General features: G+C 63.2%; 19 protein-coding genes. 2 read left to right on the top strand and 17 right to left on the bottom strand.

The window, feature by feature from the left end; genetic code table 11:
• Positions 1–20: 20 nt before the first annotated feature.
• The gene (locus FYB76_RS07030) at positions 21–887 is read right to left on the bottom strand and encodes a hypothetical protein (protein WP_154133139.1); all 867 of its coding nucleotides are present in this window, start codon (positions 885–887) and stop codon (positions 21–23) included.
• Between the two features lie 369 nt (positions 888–1,256).
• Between FYB76_RS07030 and FYB76_RS07025 the strand changes: the two genes are divergently transcribed.
• Positions 1,257–2,075, top strand: coding sequence for a symmetrical bis(5'-nucleosyl)-tetraphosphatase (locus FYB76_RS07025; protein ID WP_154133138.1), 819 nt, complete (start codon positions 1,257–1,259; stop codon positions 2,073–2,075).
• Here FYB76_RS07025 and FYB76_RS07020 read toward each other — a convergent pair.
• The 16 genes from FYB76_RS07020 to polA all read right to left on the bottom strand — a co-directional run bounded on the left by FYB76_RS07020 (position 2,005) and on the right by polA (position 20,729).
• A complete protein-coding gene (locus FYB76_RS07020) occupies positions 2,005–2,805 on the bottom strand; it encodes a 1-acyl-sn-glycerol-3-phosphate acyltransferase (RefSeq protein WP_154133137.1) in 801 nt (266 codons plus the stop codon). The two genes, FYB76_RS07025 and FYB76_RS07020, sit on opposite strands and share 71 nt — an antisense overlap.
• A gap of 136 nt (positions 2,806–2,941) precedes the next feature.
• Positions 2,942–4,228 carry a dihydroorotase gene (locus tag FYB76_RS07015; RefSeq protein WP_039789323.1) on the bottom strand — a complete coding sequence of 429 codons (1,287 nt, stop codon included), beginning with the start codon at positions 4,226–4,228 and terminating at the stop codon, positions 2,942–2,944.
• 62 nt (positions 4,229–4,290) lie between these two features.
• Positions 4,291–5,250 carry an aspartate carbamoyltransferase catalytic subunit gene (locus FYB76_RS07010; RefSeq protein WP_008334861.1) on the bottom strand — a complete coding sequence of 320 codons (960 nt, stop codon included), beginning with the start codon at positions 5,248–5,250 and terminating at the stop codon, positions 4,291–4,293.
• On the bottom strand, positions 5,243–5,755 hold the full coding sequence (gene pyrR / locus FYB76_RS07005) for a bifunctional pyr operon transcriptional regulator/uracil phosphoribosyltransferase PyrR (RefSeq protein WP_154133136.1): 513 nt from the start codon (positions 5,753–5,755) through the stop codon (positions 5,243–5,245). The genes FYB76_RS07010 and pyrR overlap by 8 nt, the downstream gene beginning before the upstream one ends.
• Positions 5,752–6,138 (bottom strand): Holliday junction resolvase RuvX, encoded by a 387-nt coding sequence (ruvX, locus tag FYB76_RS07000; protein ID WP_088756179.1) that lies wholly within the window; start codon positions 6,136–6,138, stop codon positions 5,752–5,754. Before ruvX ends, pyrR begins: the two co-directional genes overlap by 4 nt.
• A gap of 14 nt (positions 6,139–6,152) precedes the next feature.
• A complete protein-coding gene (locus FYB76_RS06995) occupies positions 6,153–6,911 on the bottom strand; it encodes a YqgE/AlgH family protein (RefSeq protein ID WP_154133135.1) in 759 nt (252 codons plus the stop codon).
• Positions 6,912–7,001: 90 nt separating this feature from the next.
• The gene (locus tag FYB76_RS06990; RefSeq protein WP_154133134.1) at positions 7,002–8,417 is read right to left on the bottom strand and encodes an amidohydrolase family protein; all 1,416 of its coding nucleotides are present in this window, start codon (positions 8,415–8,417) and stop codon (positions 7,002–7,004) included.
• A 28-nt stretch (positions 8,418–8,445) separates the two neighbouring features.
• A complete protein-coding gene (locus FYB76_RS06985; protein ID WP_088756181.1) occupies positions 8,446–9,249 on the bottom strand; it encodes an ABC transporter permease in 804 nt (267 codons plus the stop codon).
• Positions 9,233–10,105, bottom strand: coding sequence for an ABC transporter ATP-binding protein (locus FYB76_RS06980; protein WP_154133133.1), 873 nt, complete (start codon positions 10,103–10,105; stop codon positions 9,233–9,235). Before FYB76_RS06980 ends, FYB76_RS06985 begins: the two co-directional genes overlap by 17 nt.
• A gap of 17 nt (positions 10,106–10,122) precedes the next feature.
• On the bottom strand, positions 10,123–11,154 hold the full coding sequence (locus FYB76_RS06975) for an aromatic ring-hydroxylating dioxygenase subunit alpha (protein WP_154133132.1): 1,032 nt from the start codon (positions 11,152–11,154) through the stop codon (positions 10,123–10,125).
• A 114-nt stretch (positions 11,155–11,268) separates the two neighbouring features.
• Complete coding sequence (locus FYB76_RS06970) at positions 11,269–12,255, bottom strand: isopenicillin N synthase family oxygenase (RefSeq protein WP_154133131.1); 987 nt, start codon at positions 12,253–12,255, stop codon at positions 11,269–11,271.
• Between the two features lie 77 nt (positions 12,256–12,332).
• Positions 12,333–13,322, bottom strand: coding sequence for an ABC transporter substrate-binding protein (locus FYB76_RS06965; protein WP_229296902.1), 990 nt, complete (start codon positions 13,320–13,322; stop codon positions 12,333–12,335).
• Positions 13,323–13,379: 57 nt separating this feature from the next.
• The gene (locus FYB76_RS06960) at positions 13,380–14,399 is read right to left on the bottom strand and encodes a PDR/VanB family oxidoreductase (RefSeq protein ID WP_154133129.1); all 1,020 of its coding nucleotides are present in this window, start codon (positions 14,397–14,399) and stop codon (positions 13,380–13,382) included.
• Between the two features lie 401 nt (positions 14,400–14,800).
• Positions 14,801–15,685, bottom strand: a complete 885-nt coding sequence (locus FYB76_RS06955; protein ID WP_034330920.1) for a dienelactone hydrolase family protein — start codon at positions 15,683–15,685, stop codon at positions 14,801–14,803.
• A gap of 211 nt (positions 15,686–15,896) precedes the next feature.
• Positions 15,897–17,594, bottom strand: a complete 1,698-nt coding sequence (locus FYB76_RS06950; RefSeq protein WP_154133128.1) for a methyl-accepting chemotaxis protein — start codon at positions 17,592–17,594, stop codon at positions 15,897–15,899.
• Positions 17,595–17,966: 372 nt separating this feature from the next.
• Positions 17,967–20,729: a DNA polymerase I gene (gene polA / locus FYB76_RS06945; RefSeq protein WP_154133127.1), complete on the bottom strand. Its 2,763-nt coding sequence runs from the start codon at positions 20,727–20,729 to the stop codon at positions 17,967–17,969.
• Between polA and FYB76_RS06940 the strand changes: the two genes are divergently transcribed.
• Entirely contained in the window at positions 20,730–21,476 is a 747-nt protein-coding gene (locus FYB76_RS06940) for a TIGR00730 family Rossman fold protein (RefSeq protein ID WP_154133126.1), read from the top strand. It abuts the gene before it with no gap.
• Positions 21,477–21,563: the final 87 nt, after the last annotated feature.

Genomic DNA, 21,563 nt, shown 5'->3' with positions numbered 1-21,563 from the left:
AACCGCAGATGCACCTGGCCTCAACGCGGGCGGGACATCAGCGCCGCGATCGCACCGACGACGAAACCGCCAAGTATACCAAGGGCGACGGCCAAGCCCAACTTTGGCGAGTTGGGCGTATCGTCGATCACGAGGGAAGACACGGTGGTCGGGTAGAGGACCGCCGGCGACATGAATTTTTCCAGATCGGACCTGGAGCGCATCAGGCTTTCCATCAACACGGCGTTGGCCTGCATCAGTCCGACCGCGAGCAGGCCGGAGGTCGATTCGGCGGTTCCCTTACCGATCCTGCTATCGGACTGGATGGCACTGCGCGCCTTTTCAGCGGCGTCGATTTTGTTGTTGATGTCCTGCAATTGCGTTTGCAGGCGCACTTTGACGGGGGAGAAAGTCTCATCGTGGGCAGCCACGACCTGCTGCGCGATCAGCTTGGAGAACTTGGCCAGATCCTCGCGGGAATAAGCAAGGAAGGAAATCTGCACGAAATCCGCGTTACGGATTGCATTGGCTTTGATCGAACGCAGCAACAGCATCGCTTCCGGCTTGCGAGTGTCGCCAGCGCCCCCCCCATAGCCAGCAGCCAGGAACACCTGATCAAGGAAATTGCGGCTGGTCACTCGTGCGGCAAATTGCTCAGGGGATTCGATCAGCGGGCTCTCACCGGCACGCCGTTCCGACACCCTCCCGATCTGAACCACCATGTCTCCCTGCCACTTGGCTGGCATCACAGCCCAGATTGCCAAAGCAATAATCAGTCCGATGACCACGAATGCCAGTACTCGCTTCCAGCGGCATGCGATGACTGCTATCAATTCGCCGATATTCACCGACTCGGGGGACCTGCTTGCCAACATGGGGGCCTGCTCATTCTTGGGTGTCTGCACCATTTACCGCCTCTGTTAATCACTACCATCAGCCGCTTGCATCAAGGCCGGGGACAGGTAGTTCGGGAATGTCCTTGCCAAATTTGCGCTTTTCTTCACGCCAGCCAGCCTGTGCGCGCGCGAAAGTCCGGTATTCTACCAACAGTTGTCGTCTTCACTTACATTTACAGAGGCGGAACATCACAAAACTACCGAGCTTCCCCCAAAATTATCATGTGCGTTCCCAACGCCAACAATTTGCGGATTGCATTGACCCGTGCCCGACCATGGGCGATTTTCTGATACGTCTAGAGGCAGCGCGGCCGATACAAAGTTCCACCGCATGCGGTTTCCACGGTCCGACTTCACGCCACCATTACATCCTATTCACGCATGTCCTACTTTGTCGTTGGAGATCTCCAAGGATGCGCCGCATCGTTCGCACAACTCCGTCAACTGCTTCATCAGGAAGGGGAGCCCCCCCGCTTCCTGCTGGCCGGCGACCTCATCAACCGCGGCCCCCAGTCCCTGCAAACCCTGCGCACCGTGATGCAGATGGGCGAGCGCGCCCAGTCGGTACTGGGCAACCATGACCTGCACCTGCTGGCCGTGGCCTGCGGCATCCGTCCCGCGCACCGCGACGACACCCTCGACGATATCCTCAACGCCCCCGACCGCGACGAGCTCATCAACTGGCTGCGCCATCGGCCCCTGGCCATCCACGAGCAGGGGCACCTGATCGTGCATGCCGGCGTGCTGCCCCAATGGGACCTGCAGCAAGCCCTGGCCCTGGCCAGCGAAGTGGAAACCATGCTGCGCAGCGACCGGTGGATGGACTTCCTGCGCCACATGTACGGCAACCAGCCCGACCGCTGGAGCGACGACCTCGCCGGCCATGATCGGCTGCGCTGCATCATCAATGCCTTCACCCGCCTGCGCTTCTGCCAGGCGGACGGGACCATGGATTTTGCGGTGAAGGAAGGCGCGGCGGCTGCGCCGGAAGGACTGATGCCCTGGTTCGAGGTGCCAGGGCGCAGGACTGCAGACGTGACCGTGGTCTTCGGTCACTGGTCCACGCTGGGCCTGGTGATGCGGCCGAACCTGATCGCCCTGGACACCGGATGTGTCTGGGGCGGCAAGCTCAGCGCGGTGCGACTTGAGGATCGGGCGCTGTTCCAGGTGCCGTGTCCGCAGGCGCGGCGGCCGGGCTGAGCGACTCCAGCGAATAACCCAGTCCGGCGGCAATGACGTCACGGGCGGTGCGCGCGAGGTCGCGGCGATGCGCACCCTCCGTGCTGATTAGGGGCAACTGCTTCAGTTCGGCCGTCATTCCCCTGGACTTGAGGATGCTCACGATGCTCTGGGCAATGGACATGTCACCAATGAAGTCGGCCGCCCCATGCAGCCGGCCTTCCGCGTCCACATAGCGCAACGCGTACGGCTGCACCGGCGCACGGGCGTCGATGGCCGCCTCGAACAGGTTGGCGTGGAAAGGCAGCAGCGTGCCCTGCGCGGCCGTGGTGCCTTCGGGGAAGAAGGCCACGTGCTCATCCTTCTCGATGCTTTCCACCAGGCCTTTGAAGATGCGCCGCACGTCGCTGGCCTTGCCGCGCGAGATGAAGATGGTGCCGGTCTTGGCGCACAGCCAGCCGATCAGCGGCCAGCTGCGGATTTCCGACTTGGCCACGAAACGGCAGGGCTGCAGCGAATTGACCACGAAGATGTCCAGCCAGCTCACGTGATTGGACACCAGCAGCGAACGCGGGATCGGCAGGGGGCTGTCGATCTTGATGGCGATGCCGCAGATGCGCAGCAGCTTGCGCGACCAGCGCCGGATGTGCGCCTGCCGCCCCTGCTCGGACGTGAACGGGAACAGGAAGGCACAGACCGCCATGCCCTTGAAGAGATGCGCGATCAGGCGCAGCAAACGGAAAACGAACATGGCGTATTCGGGTCTTGATGAGGTCGTGATCGAATCGTTGCGACGAAAAACCGCTTGATCGAAATTCAAGATCGAAGTTGCCCGCAATCAAGCTTCGATCAAGAAGAAATCAAACTGAAAATCAAGCAAAAAGTGTTCAGCGCTCGAACGCAATATGGCCGGACACGATGGTCGCCTTGACCACGCCCGGCAGCTCATACCCCAGGAACGGGGTGTGCTTGCCCTGGCTGGCCAATGCCGAACCCTGCACCTTCCACAAGGTGTTGGGATCGAACAGGCACAGGTCGGCCACGCTGCCCACGGCCAGGTTGCCGGCCTTCAGGCCCGCCACCTTGGCGGCGCGGTGCGTCACCTTGGAGATCGCCTTGGACAGCACTTCCTTGCCCTCGCCTTCCGTCTCCAGCGCCCACTTCAGCGACAGCGACAGCAGCAGTTCCAGGCCGGTAGCACCCGGCGAGGCTTCGCCGAAGGGCAGCAGCTTCTCGTCGTCATCGACCGGGGTATGGTCCGAGCAGACGGCGTCGATGGTGCCATCGAGCAAGGCCGTGCGGATCGCTTCTCGGTCACGCTGCGAGCGCAGCGGCGGCGTCATGCGCGCATTGGAATCGAAGAAGCCGATGTCCAGGTCACACAGGTGGATGTGGTGCACACCCACGTCGCAGGTCACCGGCAGGCCTTCGCTCTTGGCCTGGCGCACCAGTTCCAGCCCGGCGGCAGAGGACATGCGGCACAGGTGGACGCGGGCACCGGTGGCGCGCATCAGTTCAAACAGGGTGTAGAGCGCAATGGTCTCCGACATCACCGGCACGCCCGACAAACCCAGGCGCGAAGCGGCCGGGCCGCTGTGGGCGATGCCGGTGCGGCCCAGGTGCGGGTCCTGCGGGCGCAACCAGACGGTGTAGTTGAAGGTCTTGGCGTATTGCAGGGCCGACAGCAGCACCGTGGTATCGGTAATCGGCTCTTCGGCTTGCGAGAAACCGATGCAGCCCGCTTCGGTCAGCTCGGCCATTTCGGTCAGGGCTTTGCCCTTCAAGCCTGCGGTGAGCGCGCCCAGCGGATAGACGTGGGCCTGGTTCAGCGAACGGGCGCGGTGCTTGAGCATTTCCACCAGGCCGGGCTCGTCCAGCACCGGGTCGGTATCGGGCGGGCAGACCAGGCTGGTCACGCCGCCCTGGATGGCGGCCTGCATTTCGGATTCCAGCGTGGCCTTGTATTCGTAGCCGGGCTCGCGCAGGCGGGCCGACAGGTCCACCAGGCCGGGGGCCACGATCAGGCCGGTGGCGTCGATGGTCTTGTTGGCCACGAAGTCGGCCGGGGCCTGGCCGACACCGACGATCTTGCCGGCGGCCACATACACATCCTGCTGGGCATCGATGCCGTTGGCCGGGTCGATCAGGCGGCCGTTCTTGATATGCAGTTTCATCAGTTCTTGTCTTCTTAACGGATCGTTCAAAACGTCGCGGTGATGGTCGTCGTCACCCGGGTTCAATTGCCAGCCACGATGCTCATGACCGCCATGCGCACGGCGATGCCGAAGGTCACCTGCGGCAGGATCACGGCTTGTGCGCCATCGGCCACGGCGGAGTCGATTTCCACGCCGCGGTTCATGGGGCCAGGGTGCATGACGATGGCGTCCGGCTTGGCCAGGGCCAGGCGTTCCGGGGTCAGGCCGTAGCTCTTGAAAAACTCCTGTGCCGAGGGCAGCAAGGCACCGCTCATGCGCTCGTTCTGCAGGCGCAGCATGATGATGACGTCCACGTCCTTCAAGCCCTCTTCCATGTTGTGGAAGACGCGTACGCCCATCTGCTCCAGCCCGCTGGGCAGCAATGTACGCGGACCGATGGCTCGCACTTCCGGCACGCCCAGGGTGGTCAGCGCGTGGATGTCCGAGCGCGCCACGCGGCTGTGCAGGATGTCGCCCACGATAGCCACGCGCAGATTGGTGAAATCCTTCTTGTAGTGGCGGATGGTGTACATGTCCAAGAGACCCTGGGTCGGGTGCGCGTGGCGGCCGTCACCGGCGTTGACCACGTGGACGTGCGACTGCTTGGTATCGATCAGGTGCTTGGCGATCAGGAAGGGTGCGCCCGATTGCGCGTGGCGCACCACGAACATGTCGGCGTGCATGGCCGCCAGGTTGTCGATGGTGTCCAGGAGCGACTCGCCCTTGCTGGTGCTGGAAGCCTGGATGTTGAGGTTGATCACGTCCGCCGAGAGGCGCTTGGAGGCGATCTCGAAGGTGGTGCGGGTGCGCGTGGAATTCTCGAAGAACAGGTTGAAGACGCTCTTGCCGCGCATCAGCGGCACCTTCTTGACTTCGCGGTCGCCTATGCTGACGAAGGACGACGCGGTATCGAGGATGTGCGTCAAGATCGAGCGCGGCAGGCCCTCGATGGTCAGCAGGTGTTGCAGTTCGCCGTTTTTGTTGAGTTGGGGATTAAGCATGGACCACCGTAAGGGAGAAGCGGCCGTCGTCGGCGCGTTGCAGTTGCAGGTTTTCTTGTTTGCTGAGTTCGACCGAGGCCGCCACGAAATCGGCGGCAACGGGCAGCTCGCGGCCACCGCGATCCACCAGCGCCGCCAGCAGCACGCGCGCCGGACGTCCGTAGTCGAACAGTTCGTTGATGGCGGCCCGCGTGGTGCGGCCGGTGTAGAGCACGTCGTCGACCAGCACGATGGTTGCGCCCTCGACATCGAAGGGAACCTGGCTGGGCTTCACGTCGGCGCGCAAGCCCTTCTCGGAAAAGTCGTCGCGGTAGAAGGACACATCGACAAAGCCCAGGCGTTCGGCCAGGCCCAGTTCTGCGGCCAGGCGCTCGGCCAGCCAGGCGCCGCCCGAGTGGATGCCCACCAGCGCAACCTCGGTTGCGCCCTGCAGGCCGGCTTTGATCTGCTGCACCAGGGTCTGGTACAGCGCTTCTGCATCAAGCTGGGAAGGTGTTGTGCTCATGAATGTGCGTCGTCAAAGTATTGCTGCAAAATGATGGCGGCCGCCTGGTCGTCGATCTGCTCGCCGCGCTGGTGCTGGATGACCGCCGAACTGTAGCGTTCATCCACCAGCGTGACCTCAATCCCGTAGCGGCCGTGCAACTGGTTGGCAAAGCGGCGGCAGCGCACGCTCATCTCGTGCTCGGCGCCGTCCGGATGCAGGGGCAGGCCGACCACGCAGCGTGCTGGTTGCCACTCCGCGATCAGGCGCGCAATGGCTGCGAACTTGCCGTCATTGGTCGCTTCGCTGATTACCGCCAGCGGCTGCGCCTGCTTCAGGCCCGTATTGCCCACGGCCACGCCGATGCGCTTCAAGCCAAAGTCGAAGGCCAGGATGGTATCCAAACGTCCCCGCTCCCTCAGGCCCGGCCGGCGTCGCCGGAGAGCATCACCGGATCGATGCCCAAGAGGGCCAGTGCCGCCGTGAAGCGTTGCTCCACCGGCAACTCAAAAATGATGGCCGGATCAGCCTTGACGGTGAGCCAGCCATTGCGGCCGATCTCGCCTTCCAGCTGGCCCGGGCTCCAGCCCGAGCAACCCAGCGTGACCAGCACGCGCTCGGGGCCATCGCCGTGGGCCACCGCTTCGAGCACGTCCTTGGAGGTCGTCAGCGCGACATCATCGGTGACCTGCAGGGTCGAGGAATATTTTTCCGAGCTCGAATGCAGCACGAAGCCCCGCTCCACCTGCACCGGGCCGCCGAACATGACCGGGCGGCGATATAGCTCGGGCATGGCATCGGGGGTGTCGGGCTGGATCTCGAGCTTGAGGTTGATGCGGTCAAACAGCACATCCATGGTCATGTCGGTGGGCTTGTTGATGACCACGCCCAGCGCGCCGTTGTGGTTGTGCTCGCAGAGATAGACCACGGTGCCGCCGAAGATCGGGTCCAGCATGGACGGCATGGCGATCAGGAAATGATTGGTCAGGTCCAGTTCCAGCGGGGGACGGACCTCGTCAGCGGCATCCCCGCCCTCGGCCTGGCCGGCGGCATCGGAGGCGGCAGCGTGGCGTGCAGGGGCGTCGGAATGGAATGGGTCGAAAGCGCCAAAGGAATCCACGGATTCGTCGAAATCCTCGGCTGAGAAACTGAAGGGAGAATTGCGTCTCTTGATCATCCCGGCATTTTAGCAGTTTTGGCCGGGATCCCATGTGGCTCGTGGGGCAGCGCGCGCAAAGCCGGCCGCATGCAGCCGGCTTTGCAGCCATCAATTGCCCTCAAGCATCTTTTTGACGGCCTGCCTCGCCTGCGCGCCGAGTTCGGCCAGATCCACGCCGGGGATGGCGTCATCACGGACCACGGCACGGCCCCCGACCCACATTGCCTTCAGGAAAGGCCGGCCACCCGAGGCCACGGGACCGATGGCCGGATCATGCAGGCCGAAGTAGCGCGGATCGTCCAGCCGGTACAAGGCGATGTCAGCTTGCTGACCCACCTGCAATCCCTGCAGTCCATCCAGGCCAAGCACCCGGGCGCCACCGGTACTGCCCCAGCGCACCACATCCTCCACCGTCGCTTCATCGGCACCGCCTTCGAAGGCCCCGCCCCGGAACGCCGGAGTCGCCTCCTGGCCGCGCCGGGCGCGCTGCATCAGCCAGGCGGCGTGCGTTTCCGAGATCATGTCGGCGGCCTCGTTGGAGGCCGCGCCGTCAACACCGATGGATACCGGCACGCCCGCCGCCTCCAGTGCCCGGATCGGGGCGATGCCACTGCCCAGGCGACCGTTGCTTTGCGGGCAATGGGCGATGCCCGTTCCGGTACTTCCCAGCAAGGCAATTTCCTCTGCATCGAGCTTGACCAGGTGGGCAAACCACACGTCCGGCCCCAGCCAGCCGATGCGCTCGCAGAAGTCCACAGGCCGGCATCCATGCATGGCATGCGCGCTGTCCTGGTAGCCAACCGTCTCCGAGAGATGGCTGTGCAGTCGCAAACCCAGCTCCCGCGCGGCATCGGCAATGGTGCGCATTTCCTCCGGGGCGGCCGAATAGAGCGGCGTGGTCGGTGCCATCACCACGCGCCGCATCGAAGCGGGCGCGGGATCATGGAAGCGCTTGGCCAGGCGCTGCATGTCGGTCAGGAAAGCATCGAGCGTCTCCGGCCGCAGCGCACTGGGCAACTCCGCCTCCAGCTGCCGCGTGCGGGTGGCGGTGCCCCGGCACAGCACGAAGCGCAGGCCCAGCTTTTCCGCTTCCTCGAACAGGATCTCCGAGGTATCGAAAGGCATGCCGGGGTAATACAGGTAGTTGTGATCGGCAATCGTGCCGCAGCCCGAGCGCATCAGTTCGACCATGCCGATGCGCGCAGCCAGGCGGAACAACCCGGCATCGAACTTGGCGCGATAGCGATAAGGCGTGGCCGCTAGCCAGGGCGTGAGCGTGGCATTGATGCCCAGCGGATCCCCCTTCAGCAGCGACTGGAACAGGTGATGATGGGTATTGACCCAGGCCGGATAGGCCACGCAATCGCCGGCATCGATCACGCTTTCACCGGGCAGTGCGTCGAGCTTTCCAATGGCGGCAATCACGCCGTCGGCCACGCGGATGTCAGGACCGGCGTGGCGCGCGGCCTCGCCGGGCAGGCCGGTGAGGATGGCCTGCAGGTTGCGGATCAAAAAAGTGTTCATGGCGTGTCGGCTCCGTGGAAGGTCGTCATCATGCCATCTCGCTCTCATGCCAGCCGGCCAGCATGGCGCGCGAGAGCGCACTCATCAGCCAGAACAGCAGGATGCCGGTCAACGTGATGAGCAGCAGGGCCGCAAACAGACGTGGAATGTTGAGCTGGAAACCTGCCTGCAGGATCTGGTAGGCCAGCCCCGATCCGGTGCCACCGGTGCCGGCCACGAACTCGGCCACCACCGCCCCGATCAGCGCCAGCCCGCTTGAAATACGCAGGCCACCGAAGAAATACGGCAAGGCGCTGGGGATGCGCAGGCGGCGCAAGGTCTGCCAGCGTGTGGCCTTGTTGAGCCGGAACAGGTTGAGCAGGCCCGGATTGACGCTGCGCAGTCCCAGCGTGGTGTTGGAGATGATGGGGAACAGCGCCATGATGGTCGCGCATACGGTCAGCGCAGCCGTGGTGTCCTTGACCCAGATGATGATGAGCGGGGCGATGGCGACGATGGGCGTGACCTGCAGGATGATCGCGTAAGGAAACAGACTGACCTCGATGAAGCGGCTCTGCACGAACACGAAGGCAATGGCCACCCCCAGGATCACCGCCAGCACGAAGGCCAGGAAAGTGATCTTCAGCGTCACAAGCAGCGACTCCATCAGCATGCCCCAATCAGCCACCAGGGTCTTGGCGATCAGCGCGGGCGTGGGCACCAGATAAGGCGGCACCTCCAGCAGGGTGCAGACGATCTGCCACATCAGCAGCAAGGCGATGCCAATGGACAGGGGCGCTACCACGCGCCAGAACCCGGGACGATTGACCAGCGGATCAGTGTTGGGCTTCATGGCCGTCTCCTTGCTGGTTGGCCAGCGTGAGGTAATCGGAAAGCGTTTTGCAGTACTGCATGAAGGGGGCCGAAATACGGAAAGCTTCATCACGCGGACCGTCCACCTCGATGGCCACATCGGCAATCACCCGCCCGGGGCGGGCTGCCATCACGATCACGCGCGAGGACAGGAACACCGCTTCATAGATGCTGTGGGTGACGAAGACCACGGTCAGGTCCTGCTTGCTCCAGATGTCGCGCAGGTCGGCATCGAGCTTGTTGCGGGTGAATTCATCGAGGGCACCGAAGGGCTCGTCCATCAGCAGCAGATTGGGCGAGGTGGCCAGCGCACGGGCAATGGAGGCACGCATCTGCATGCCGCCCGAGAGTTCGCGCGGTAGCACCTTGTGGAATTTTTCCAGGCCCACCAGTTTCAAGGCCTCGGCCACCCGCGCATCGGCCTGCGCGCGCGGTACGTGGCGCAGCTCCAGCGGCAGCCTGGCGTTCTGCTCCACCGTGGCCCACGGCATCAGGGTGGCCTCCTGGAACACCATGGCCAGCGTCCGTTCGGGCGTACCGACCGTGGCCAGGTTGCCGCCCCACCAGCGGATGTGGCCGTGGGACGGTTCTTCCAGCCCGGCGAACATCTTCAGCAAGGTGCTCTTGCCACAGCCCGAGGGCCCCAGCAGCGAGACAAACTCGCCGCGCCCGATATCGAGCCTGACCTCATCGAGCGCGCGCGTGCCGTTGCGATAGGTCTTCTCCACCCGCTGTGCCGACAGCACCGGCGGCGCATCAGGCACAGCGGCCACCGCGGCCGCCCGCTCCTGCTCCCATGCCGCGGCCTGCGACATGGCGAATTCATCTCTGTCCATGGGATCTCCTGGCGGGTTCATGCAGCGGGGTGGATGCGGAACACTTCGGATTCGCCGTGCTCTTCCAGCAATTGCAGCAGCATGCGGCGCATGATGAGGCCGGGCCGGTCCGAGGCCATGTGGAATTCCTGGCGCCGGCGCACGTCGATGCAGGCGTCAGGGTCGGTGGCTTCCAGGATCTCGCGGTCTTCCACCAGGATGGGCGCATCCCAAGCGATCAGCTCGGCTTCGGAACACTGCTCCTCGGTATCGTTGCGATAGAGCCATTGCGACAGCATGATGGCACCATCATCGATGGGCGTGGCGCAGTTGTAGATGATGTGATGGCGGCCGCTCTCCGGATAGGTGCAGCCGAAGCGGCGCACGAAGGGCAGGTACCAGCGGTTGAACATGTGGCGTACCGTGGTATCGGCGGTGCTGCCGGTGACGCGATGGCTGGCCGGGACGTTCTTGATGGGCACCCGGGTTTCGGCTTCGAAGCCGTAGTCGGTTTCCTCGATCTCGTATTTCTCCGGCTTGGGCTGGTCATACAGGCCGAAGGTGGCACGATGCACGTAGCTGAAGTGGGAGTTGTCGAAGGAGTTTTCCATCATGCGCAGGGCACTGGTTTCCCAGCGTTCGTAGAACTGGAAGATGCGGCGATAACCGGGCGCACCATCCTCGGGAAACTCCGGGATATCGCGCAGCGGTTCTTCCAGCGCCACCCACACATAGCCGTAGCGCTCCTTGCAGAAATACGACTTCACGCAGGCGCCGGAGGGTACGCTGCCATCCACGCTCTGCGGCACACGCACGCAGGCCCCCTCGCCGTTGAAGGTCCAGCCGTGATAGCCGCAGACGATGTTGCCGTTCTCCACGAAGCCCTTGGACAACCTGGCCGTGCGATGGCAGCAGCGATCCTGCAGGGCGGCGGGCGAGCCATCCTCCTTGAGCCAGACTACCAGCTTCTCACCCAGGAGCGTGAAGGGCTGCGGCCCCTCCTTCAATTGTGTGATGGGCATGAGCGCGTACCAGAACTTGCGCAGGACTTTTTGTTGAGTTACCAGCATGAGGTTGCTCCTTCTGCTTGGACTGCGAACGCCATGGTCCGCAGTGGTCCGGCCGGCGTGCCAACACGGTCGCCTTCGCCGAAATGCGTTTGCTTCAAGGTGTCATCCGGCAGCTCAGGCCGCCGCCACTGCCCCGAAGGTCTGTTTCACTTTCATTTCCAGGTAGTCACCGATGGTGCAAGGGGCGTAGCGCGCCGGGCGTTCATCGCTGCAGCAACTGGGCAGGCAGGCCACCACGGCGGCCTGGTCGCCATCCTGGAAGAACGGCAACGAATAGCGCGACGCGCTGCCCGCATTGAGCACGCGATGCGCATTGCTGTGATACAGGTCATTGCTCCAGCGCTGCAGCAAGTCACCGATGTTGACCACGAAACTGTCCGCGATGGGCGGCGCACTCACCCATTGGCCATCGGCATTGCAGATTTCCAGTCCGCCGATGTCGTCCTGCGCGAGGATGGTGACCAGTCCCCAATCGGTATGGGCCCCGGCACCGATCTGGTTGTGCCGGGCACCGTCGGGCTGCGGCGGGTAGTGCAGCATGCGCTGGGTGGCGATGGGTGCCTGCAGCACCGGTTCGAAGAAATCCTCGGGCATCTCCAGCGACAGCGCGATCACTCCCAGCAGGCGATGCGACAGTGCGCGCACGGCCTCGTAATACAAACGTGAGTGCGCCTCGAAGCCCGGCAGGTCCTGCGGCCAGAGGTTGTGGCCATAACGCAGCAGCCCGCGTTGCACATACGGGTGATCGGGCGCGATATCGAAGCCGAACTGGAAGCCCTCCTTCAGGTCGGCGGGCGATCCTTCATCGAGGGCCTGGGCCCCCATGCGCTCGTATCCGTAGCCGGAGGGCGAGCGGCGCATGTCGATGGCCGATTTGCTGGCCTGGGGCAAGGCAAAGAAACGCCGCGCCCAGTCAAACTGCCCCTCCACCAGCGCAGGCGCAACACCGTGATTGACGAGGTAGAAGAAACCCACGTCGCGCGAGATCTTGTGGATCTCCCAAGCCAGCGCCTCGCGGCGAGCCAGTTCGGGCGAGAATGCATCGGCAAAATCGATGACCGGAATGCGGCGCGCGGTCATGGGCACAGTGTAGGGAATCATGGCGTCCTCACGCTAAGGGGATCGCTGCGGCGCGCAGCACACGGCACACGGCCGCAGCGATCAGGCTGCTCACATGCTCAGGGCATGACCTTCATGTCCTTGACGAACTGGGTGGTGTAGGCCTTGTGGTAATCGGTGCCCGCCTTGAGCAGGCCGGTGGCGACCATGACGTCATAGGTCTGCTTCCAGCGCTCATCGGTCATCACGCCAATGCCCAGCTTGGCCGCATCCCCACCGGTGACGACCTTGAGTTCCTTGAGCTTGCCCAGCGCATAGGCCAGCTGCTCATCGCCCATGTTCTTGTTGTCGGCCTTGATGAGGGCATTGGCCGGTGCCGGATCTTCCAGGTAGCTCTTCCAGCCTTCGGCAGTCGCCTTGACGAAGCGCTGCACCAGGTCCGGCTTGGTGGCGACGGTCTTCTGCAGCGTAACGATGGTGGTGCCATAGGGCGGATAGCCGTCGCTGGCGAAGAGGAAGAACTTGCTCTTCACGCCGGCCTTGTCGGCCTGGAACAGTTCGGAGGAGGGATACGCCTGCTGCGCAATATTGGGATCGGCAAAGAAGGGCTGCAGGTTGAAGGTGTAGGCCTTGGACTGCGCATCGGTGTATCCGTATTTGGATTTCAACCACGGCCACCAGCTCGACTGGCCCGATCCCGCGACCAGGATGGTCTTGTTCTTGAGGCCGCCCAGGCTGCTGACATCGTCATGCGTCATCATGCCCTGCAGGTCGGACTGGAAAGAGGTGCCGACGGTCACCAGCGGCAGCCCCTGCTCGATGCCCTTCATCACCGTGAAGTCATAGCCCATGCTGAAGTCAGCCTGCCCCGCCACCAGGATCTGCATGTTGTTGACCTGCGGGCCACCCATCTTGATGGTCACGTCCATCCCATATTTTTTATAGATACCCTTGGCCACCGCCTGGTAGAAGCCGCCGTGCTCGGCCTGCGCATACCAGTTCGACAGCAGCGTGACCTTGTCCTCGGCGTGCGCCAGACCCGTCACCGACAGGGCAGCCGCGCCCAGCCACAGCGCGGCCAGCTGCCGCAGGAATGTCCGCTTTTGCATCGATTGCTTCTTCATAGCCTTCCTCTCCAGGTGGGTTGAACTTGCTTTGTGCAGTCACTACAGATCCAGGACCAATCGCGTGCCGGCACAGCGCGATACGCATGGCAGGATGCGGCGTCCGCCCGCGCGGTCGGCGCCGGACAGCACGCTGTCACGATGCAGGGGCTGGCCTTCCAGCACGGTGCTCTCGCAACTGCCGCAGAAACCTTCGCCGCAGGAGGTGCCGATCACCACGCCCAGTTGCGCAGCGGCTGCGACGATGCTCTGGCCGGGCTGCACCTCGCAGCGCAGGCCGGAGCGCTGCAGGACCAGTTCGAACACGCGCTCTTCGGCGTGAGCCTGCGCAGCGGATGGCGTTTCGGCATTCGCCATCACAGGCGCAGCGAACAATTCGAAATGAATGTCCTCTTCGCGCCAGCCCGCCAGTTGCGCATGCCGGCGCGCGGCCTCGATGAAAGGTGCAGGTCCGCACACATAGAGCGGCGACGAAGACGGCACGGCGGCAAGCGCCGCTGCGATGGCACGCCCGGTCTCGATACCGTCCAGCCCCAGGTGCAGCGACATGCCCTGCGAACAGGCGGCCAGTTCATGGAAAAATGCAGCGTGTGCAAGGCTGCGCGCGAAGTAATGCAGGCGATGACGCCTGCCCTGCGCGGCCATCTCGGCGGCCATCGCATGCAGCGGGGTGATGCCGATGCCGGCGGCCAGCAGCAGCGGCGCGCGCGTGTCGGCGATGAGGGGGAAGGCATTGACGGGAGGCGATGCGCTGATCGAATCGCCCTCCTGTACCTGTTCATGCAGGAAGGCGGAACCACCGCGCGAATCGCTCTCGCGCTTGACGGCAATCACGTAGCAGTCGCGCTGCTGCGGCGTATTGCAGAGGGAATAGGCACGCACCAGACCGTCCTGCAAATGCAGGCGCAGGTGCGCACCCGGCGTCCAGGGCGGCAATGCGGCGTGGTCTTGCGCCACCAGTTCAAAGAGACGAATCCCTTCGGCCGCATGGCGCACGGCTCTCACCCGCAAACGCAGCGTGGTGGCGGCACTGCCGTTGAAACGATCGGTGACGGCGTTCATCGCCCACCTCGAATGGCATTGCCGAAAAGAGAATCGATCGGGGGGAGTATTGCGAAAAACGGCAATGCAGAATGAGAAGGCGCTTGGGCAATGTGCATGGTCTCGTGTCCTGTCAAAAGAGAGGGACCACCGGAAGGCTCCGATGGCGTCACGAGCAATGCCCCGCGAGAAGGTAAGTGTCTTGGTTACCGACTGCTAGCCGCTTCTACTCAACCACTTCTTTAGCAAACGGCGTGCCAAGGCCGGCAGCACCGTAAACCCATGTGTTCTTTCTGCGATTCAATGAAAAAGGGACGGAAAACTCCGTCCCTTTGCCTGCGCGCTGCACATCTTGGTGCGCCCTGCCTTGATCTGCATCAGAAGCGCACCAACAAGAAGCTCGCCGAACTATTACATCAGCATCAGGCCACGCCATGCTGCTTGAAGAAGGCCACGACCTTGCCCCATGCATCCTTGGCATCCGCCTCCACATAGCTGGGACGGTAGTCGGCGTTGAAGGCATGGCCCGAATTCATGTACACATGGAATTCGGATTTGTTGCCCGCCTTCTGCAGGGCTTCCTTCATCTGCTCCACGGTGGAGACCGGGATACCCTGGTCCTTGCCGCCATAGAGGCCGATGACCGGCGTCTTCAGCGTCGGCGCGATATCGATGGGCTGCTGCGGGAACAGCGCAGTCTTGTCGCCCACCAGGCGGCCATACCAGGCGGCCCCGGCCTTGACCTGGGGGTTGTGGGCGCTGTAGAGCCATACGATGCGGCCGCCCCAGCAGAAACCGTTGATGCCCAGGCGCTTGATGTCGCCGCCGTTCTCACCGGCCCACTTTACATAGGCATCGATGTCGCCCATCACCTGCGCATCGGGCACCTTGGAAATGATTTCCTTCTGCAGCTCGGCGATGGAGGTATAGGCCATGGGGTTGCCCTGGCGCACGAAAAAGTCCGGTGCGATGGCCAGGTAGCCCAGCTTGGCGAAGCGGCGCGCGATGTCGGCGATGTGCTCATGCACGCCGAAGATCTCGGAGACCACGATGATCACCGGCAGGCCGGTCTTGCCCTCGGGCTGGGCGCGATAGGCCGGCACACGCTGGCCGTTGACCTCGATGGAGACCTCGCCTGCCGTCAGGCCCTGGGTATCGGTCTTGATCATGGTCTGCGCGCACACCGGCAGCACGGCGGCGGCAAAGCCGGTGCCCAGGGCGGTCTTGAGGAAGGTGCGGCGATCAGCGTTGCCGGACAGGTTGCTCTGGCCCAGCAGGCTGTTGAAATCATTGCGAAGGTCGTTCATCGGGTTCTCCATCTTGGTGGCACTTGGCCTCGTTGTGGTGGAAGTGATGGTGATGCGGGGAAGCGCCAACATGAAAAAGCGGTCCTTGCAGACCGCTTTCATGGCACCGGATGGGCTGGCATGTTGCGCACGCCGGCTTCATCCCCTGCCGGAGTCTAACCGCAATCGGCAGAACGTGTTGCGCGCGGCTTGACCAGGTTTTGACCCTGCTTCAGCCCTGCACCGCCAGTGCCGCATTGCCGCCCGGCAGCTCCGGCGCACCGGGCGTGACGTCGATGACGCGCTCAGCCGAAGCCGCCTGTGCATAAGTTGCAGAAGTGGACGAAGTCACGCGCGCCTGCCCCGCATCGATGCGGAACACGCTCACCAGTTGCTGCAATCCGGCCGCCTGTTCCTGCAGCTGGCGGGCCGCCGCCGCCGCCTGTTCGACCAGCGCGGCGTTCTGCTGGGTCATGTCGTCGATCTGGATGATGGCCTCGTTGACCTGCTCGATGCCGCTGCTCTGCTCGCGGTTGGCGTGGGTGATCTCGGTCATCACGTCGGTGACGCGGCGAATGCTGGTGACGATCTCGGTCATGGTGCTGCCGGCCTGCTCGACCAGTTTGCTGCCGTTTTCCACCTTGCCGACCGAGTCGCCGATGAGCACCTTGATTTCCTTGGCGGCCGAGGCCGAGCGCTGCGCCAGCGATCGCACTTCGGAAGCGACCACCGCAAAGCCGCGCCCCTGCTCGCCCGCACGCGCCGCTTCCACCGCCGCATTGAGTGCGAGGATATTGGTCTGGAAGGCGATACCATCGATCACGCTGACGATGTCGGCCACCTTCTGCGAGGAGGCATTGATGGACTGCATGGTCTCCACCACCTGCGAGACGATGCTGCCGCCCTGCACCGCCACGTCGGAGGCCGCCAGGGCCAGGTCGTTGGCCTGGTGCGCATTTTCGGCGTTCTGCTTGACGGTGGAGTTGAGCTGCTCCATGGAGGAGGCGGTCTCTTCCAGGGCGCCGGCCTGCTGCTCGGTGCGACTGGAAAGGTCGAGGTTGCCGCGTGCGATTTCGGTGGAGGCGGTGGTGATGGTCTCGGAACCGCGCCGCACTTCCGACACGATCGCCGCCAGCTTGTCGCGCATCACGCGCATAGCGGCCAGCAGGCTGTCATTGTCACCGGCGCGGGTATCGATCACGACGGCCAGGTCGCCTTCGGCAATCTGTCCGGCGATCTGCACGGCGTAATCCGGCTCGCCACCCAGCTTGCGCAGCAGTTGGCGGGTGATCCAGATCGCTGCCAGGATCGCTGTGACCACGCCGATGGCGCTGATGATGAGCATCAGCAGGCGCGCGCGGGCATAAGCGGCGGCGCTGCTGTCAGCGGCTTCGCGGTTGAGCCTGTCTTCCAGCGCGGCCAGCGCCTTCAGTTCGACCTGCCAGGATTTCTGCACCGGCAGGTATTGCTCCTTCAGGAATTGCGCCAGTTCATAGGCCTCGCGGCGCTTGCCGAATTCGACGGCCTCGTTGATGAGCTTCTCGGCGGCAGCAGCCTGCGCCTGGATCTTGGGCAGGGCCGCCTTCTCTTCTTCGGTGGTGTCGGCGGAGTCGACAAAGAGCTGTTGCAGCTTCTGCGCGGCCACTTTGTATTTCTGGGTCTGGCCCTCGATGTATTGCGCTTCGATGTCCACGTCTTCGGGCGCGGCGGGCAGCATGAGGTTGCGCAGCGAGATGGAGCGCTCGCCCACCGTTTCCAGCATCTCCTTGACCAGTGCGCTCTCGGGATTCTTGACCTCCACCACATGGGTGAAGCGTCCCTGCACCTGGTGCATGTTGAAGATGCCAAAGCCGGTCACCAGCACCAGCAGCAAGACCACCCACGCAAACCCGAGCCCCAGGCGCGTACCAACCTTCATTCCTGACTTCATGACGTCTCCTCCCATGTGTTCATCGGAGGCCGGACGGAAAGACGGAGATGACGACGGCCACGAACCGCATGCGGTCATGGCCGGTGATGAATGTGCTTGTCCCCTGCTCCCTGCCTCAGCCTCGGTTGCCCGGACCCCGTCCGGTACCACCCAGGGCGTCATCCCGTCTTTGTTCGTCTGCGGTTGTGACGCCAGTCTGCTTGTCTTGTCATTCAGGTGCTGGCTTGGTAGACGGTGCTGACACCTGCTGACCACACGGGTCGTGTCACGGCATCAGCTTGCCTTCCTGCCAATCTTGCTTTTTACCTAATCATTCACACCCCTCGCCGACGCGCGGCGGAAAGCCGCATGTTCCGGGAGGGGGTGTGAAGATTAATGCGCTTCGTCCCAATTCTTACCGATTCCGACCTCGGCAAGCAAGGGAACTTTCAGCTCCGCAACATTTTTCATCAATTCCGGCAGCTTTTCACGTACTACGTCCAGCTCATCCTGGGGTACTTCCAGCACCAGTTCATCGTGGACCTGCATGATCATGCGGCTCTTCATGCCGGTCGATTCCAGCCAGTCCTGCACGGCGATCATGGCCAGCTTGATGAGGTCGGCGGCGGTGCCCTGCATGGGCGCATTGATCGCCGCACGCTCGGCACCCTGCCGGCGCGGGCCGTTGGGCGAATTGATCTCGGGCAGCCACAGGCGGCGGCCGAAGACGGTTTCCACGTAGCCGCGCGCCTTGGCCTGCAGGCGCGTTTCATCCATGTAGCGCTTCACGCCCGAGAAGCGCATGAAGTACTTGTCGATGTACATCTGCGCGGCAGAGCGTTCGATGCCCAAGTTGCCGGCCAGGCCAAAGGCGCTCATGCCGTAGATCAGGCCGAAGTTGATGACCTTGGCATAGCGGCGCTGCTCGGACTCGACCTGCTCGGGCGCGATGCCGAAGATTTCGGCGGCGGTCGCCTTGTGGATGTCTTCGTTGTTGGCGAAGGCCTTGAGCATGTTCTCGTCTTCGGAGATGTGCGCCATGATGCGCAGCTCGATCTGCGAATAGTCGGCAGAGACGATCACGCAGCCTTCGGGTGCAACGAAGGCTTCGCGGATGCGGCGGCCTTCGGGCGTGCGGATCGGGATGTTCTGCAGGTTCGGCTCGTTGGAGGACAGGCGACCGGTGACCGCCACCGCCTGTGCATAGTTGGTATGCACGCGGCCGGTGGCCGGGTTGATCATCTTGGGCAGCTTGTCGGTATAGGTGGACTTGAGCTTGGCCAGGCCGCGATAGTCCAGCAGCACCTTGGGCAGCGGATAATCCTCGGCCAGCTTCTGCAGCACTTCCTCATCGGTGGAGGGTGCGCCCGAGGCGGTCTTCTTGACCACCGGCAGCTCCAGCTTGCCGAACAGGATCTCGCCCAGCTGCTTGGGCGAATTCAGGTTGAAGGGTTGGCCGGCCAGGTCGTAGGCTTGCTGTTCGATTTCCAGCATGCGTTTGCCAAGATCGTGCGATTGCTGGCCCAGGCGGTCACTGTCGATCAGCACGCCATTGCGTTCGATCTTCTGCAGCACCACCGAGGTGGGCACTTCGATCTTCTCGTAGATGAAGCGCAGCTTGTCATCATGCTCGATCTGCGGCCACATGGCGTGATGCAGGGCCAGCGTGACTTCGGCATCTTCGGCGGCGTATTCGGTGGCGCGTTCAATGGCCACTTCATTGAAGCCGATCTGGGACGCACCCTTGCCGCAGACTTCGGCATAGGTGATGGTCTTGCGCTCCAGGTGGCGCGCAGCCAGGCTGTCCATGTCGTGCGGACGATGCGATTCGAAGACGTAGGATTCCAGCAGCGTGTCGTGCTTCACGCCCGCCAGGCGCACGCCGTAGTTGGCGAAGATGTGGCTGTCGTATTTCAGGTGCTGGCCGAGCTTGGGCTTGCTGGCGTCTTCCAGCCAGGGCTTCAGTCTGGCCAGCACGTGGTCGCGCGACAATTGTGCGGGGGCATCCTGGTAGCTGTGCGCCACCGGAATGTAGGCAGCACGGCCCGGCGCGCAGCACAGCGAGATGCCGACCAGCTCGGCTTGCATCGCGTCCACCGAGGTGGTCTCGGTATCGACGGCGGTCAGCTCGGCGGCGTTGAGGGCGGTGATCCACTGATCCAGCTGCGCATCGGTGAGCACGGTCTCGTACTCGACCTTGGGCGCGGCGGCAAAGAGGCCACCCTGGGCCGGCGTTTCCAGTGCCGCAGCGGCACTGGCACCGACCAGCGGGACCTTGGCACCAGTGGGCTCGCTGCCCTCGCCCAGCTCGCGCAGCCAGGTGCGGAAGTTGTAGCGGCTGAAGAGATCCTTGAGCACTTCCTTGTCGACCGGCTGCATGGTCAGCGATTCGAGGATGGACTTCATGTGCGCCGACAGGTCGCAATCGGTCTTGACCGTCACCAGTACGCGGCCTTGTGGCAGCCAGTCCAAGGCACGGCGCAAGTTCTCGCCGACCACGCCGGTGATCTTGTCGGCATTGGCCATGACGCCATCGAGCGAGCCATAGGCGGAGAGCCACTTCACGGCCGTCTTGGGGCCGCACTTCTCGACGCCGGGCACGTTGTCGACGGTGTCGCCGATGAGGCTCAGGTAATCGACGATGCGCTCGGGTGGCACGCCGAATTTTGCGGTCACGCCGGCAATGTCGAGAACTTCATTGCTCATCGTGTTGACCAAGGTAACGTGTTCGTTGACCAGTTGGGCCATGTCCTTGTCGCCGGTGGAGACGATGGTATCGAGTCCGGCGGCGGTGGCTTGGACCGAGAGCGTACCGATGACGTCATCGGCCTCGATGCCCTCGACCATCAGGATCGGCCAGCCCAGGGCGCGTACCGCGGCGTGGATCGGTTCGATCTGCAATGCCAGGTCTTCCGGCATGGATTTGCGGGTGGCCTTGTAGTCGGGATAGAGATCATCACGGAAAGTCTTGCCCTTGGCGTCGAACACACAGGCAACGTAACTTGCGGGATAATCGTTGCGCAGTCGGCGCAGCATATTGATGATGCCGTACAGCGCACCGGTGGGCGCGCCTTCCGCGTTACGCATATCGGGCAGTGCATGGAAGGCCCGATAGAGGTAACTGGAACCATCAACTAACAACAAGGTTTTTTGCATATGGAACAGAGAGGAAAAAATGTCCCGCGTCTGCGGGAGGTGGGGGACATCGAACGCGCGACGGCCAAGAAGGCGCGCGAGTCGTGGCATGTACTCACGATTATGGCAGAATTCATCGAATCGACCGAACGTCTCTCCGAGCTGCGTCCTGCCGTTTCCATCTTCGGTTCTGCCCGGATCAAGCCCGACAATCCCCATTATCAACTGTGTGTGGAGATCGCCCGCCTGATCTCCGACGCCGGCTATGCCGTCATCTCCGGCGGCGGCCCTGGCATCATGGAGGCGGCCAACAAGGGCGCCTACGAAGGCGCATCCCCTTCGGTGGGCCTGAACATCGAACTGCCGCACGAACAGCATGGCAATTCCTGGCAGGACATCTCGCTGTCCTTCCGTCATTTCTTTGCGCGCAAGGTGGCCTTCGTCAAATACGCCGATGCGTATGTGGTGCTGCCCGGCGGCTTCGGCACGCTCGATGAACTGACCGAAGCACTGACCCTCATGCAGACCGGCAAATCGCGCATGATGCCGGTGATCCTGGTGGGCAGCGAGTTCTGGGCCGGCCTGGTGGACTGGATCAAGACCCGCCTGGTCGACGACGGCATGATCTCGCCCAAGGACGTGAACCTGCTGCAGGTGATCGACGAACCTGCCGACGTGCTGGCAGCGATCCAGAAATTCCATGCCGAGAAGTCCAAGCCTGCAGAAACCCAGCAGGAAGCGGAGCGGCAGAGCGGGATGTACCTGTAATCCGCCCTCAGCCATTGTCCCTGCGAAGGCCGGCGCGCAGCGATGCGTTCCGGCCTTTTCCTTTGCACGCGCCAGACCGCGTCGCGC

It is taken from the genome of Herbaspirillum sp. CAH-3 (assembly GCF_009668275.1).
Classification (GTDB): Bacteria; Pseudomonadota; Gammaproteobacteria; order Burkholderiales; family Burkholderiaceae_D; genus Herbaspirillum; species Herbaspirillum aquaticum.
The sequence above is the reverse complement of the archived record's forward strand: the minus strand, read 5'-3'. Positions and strand labels throughout refer to the sequence as shown.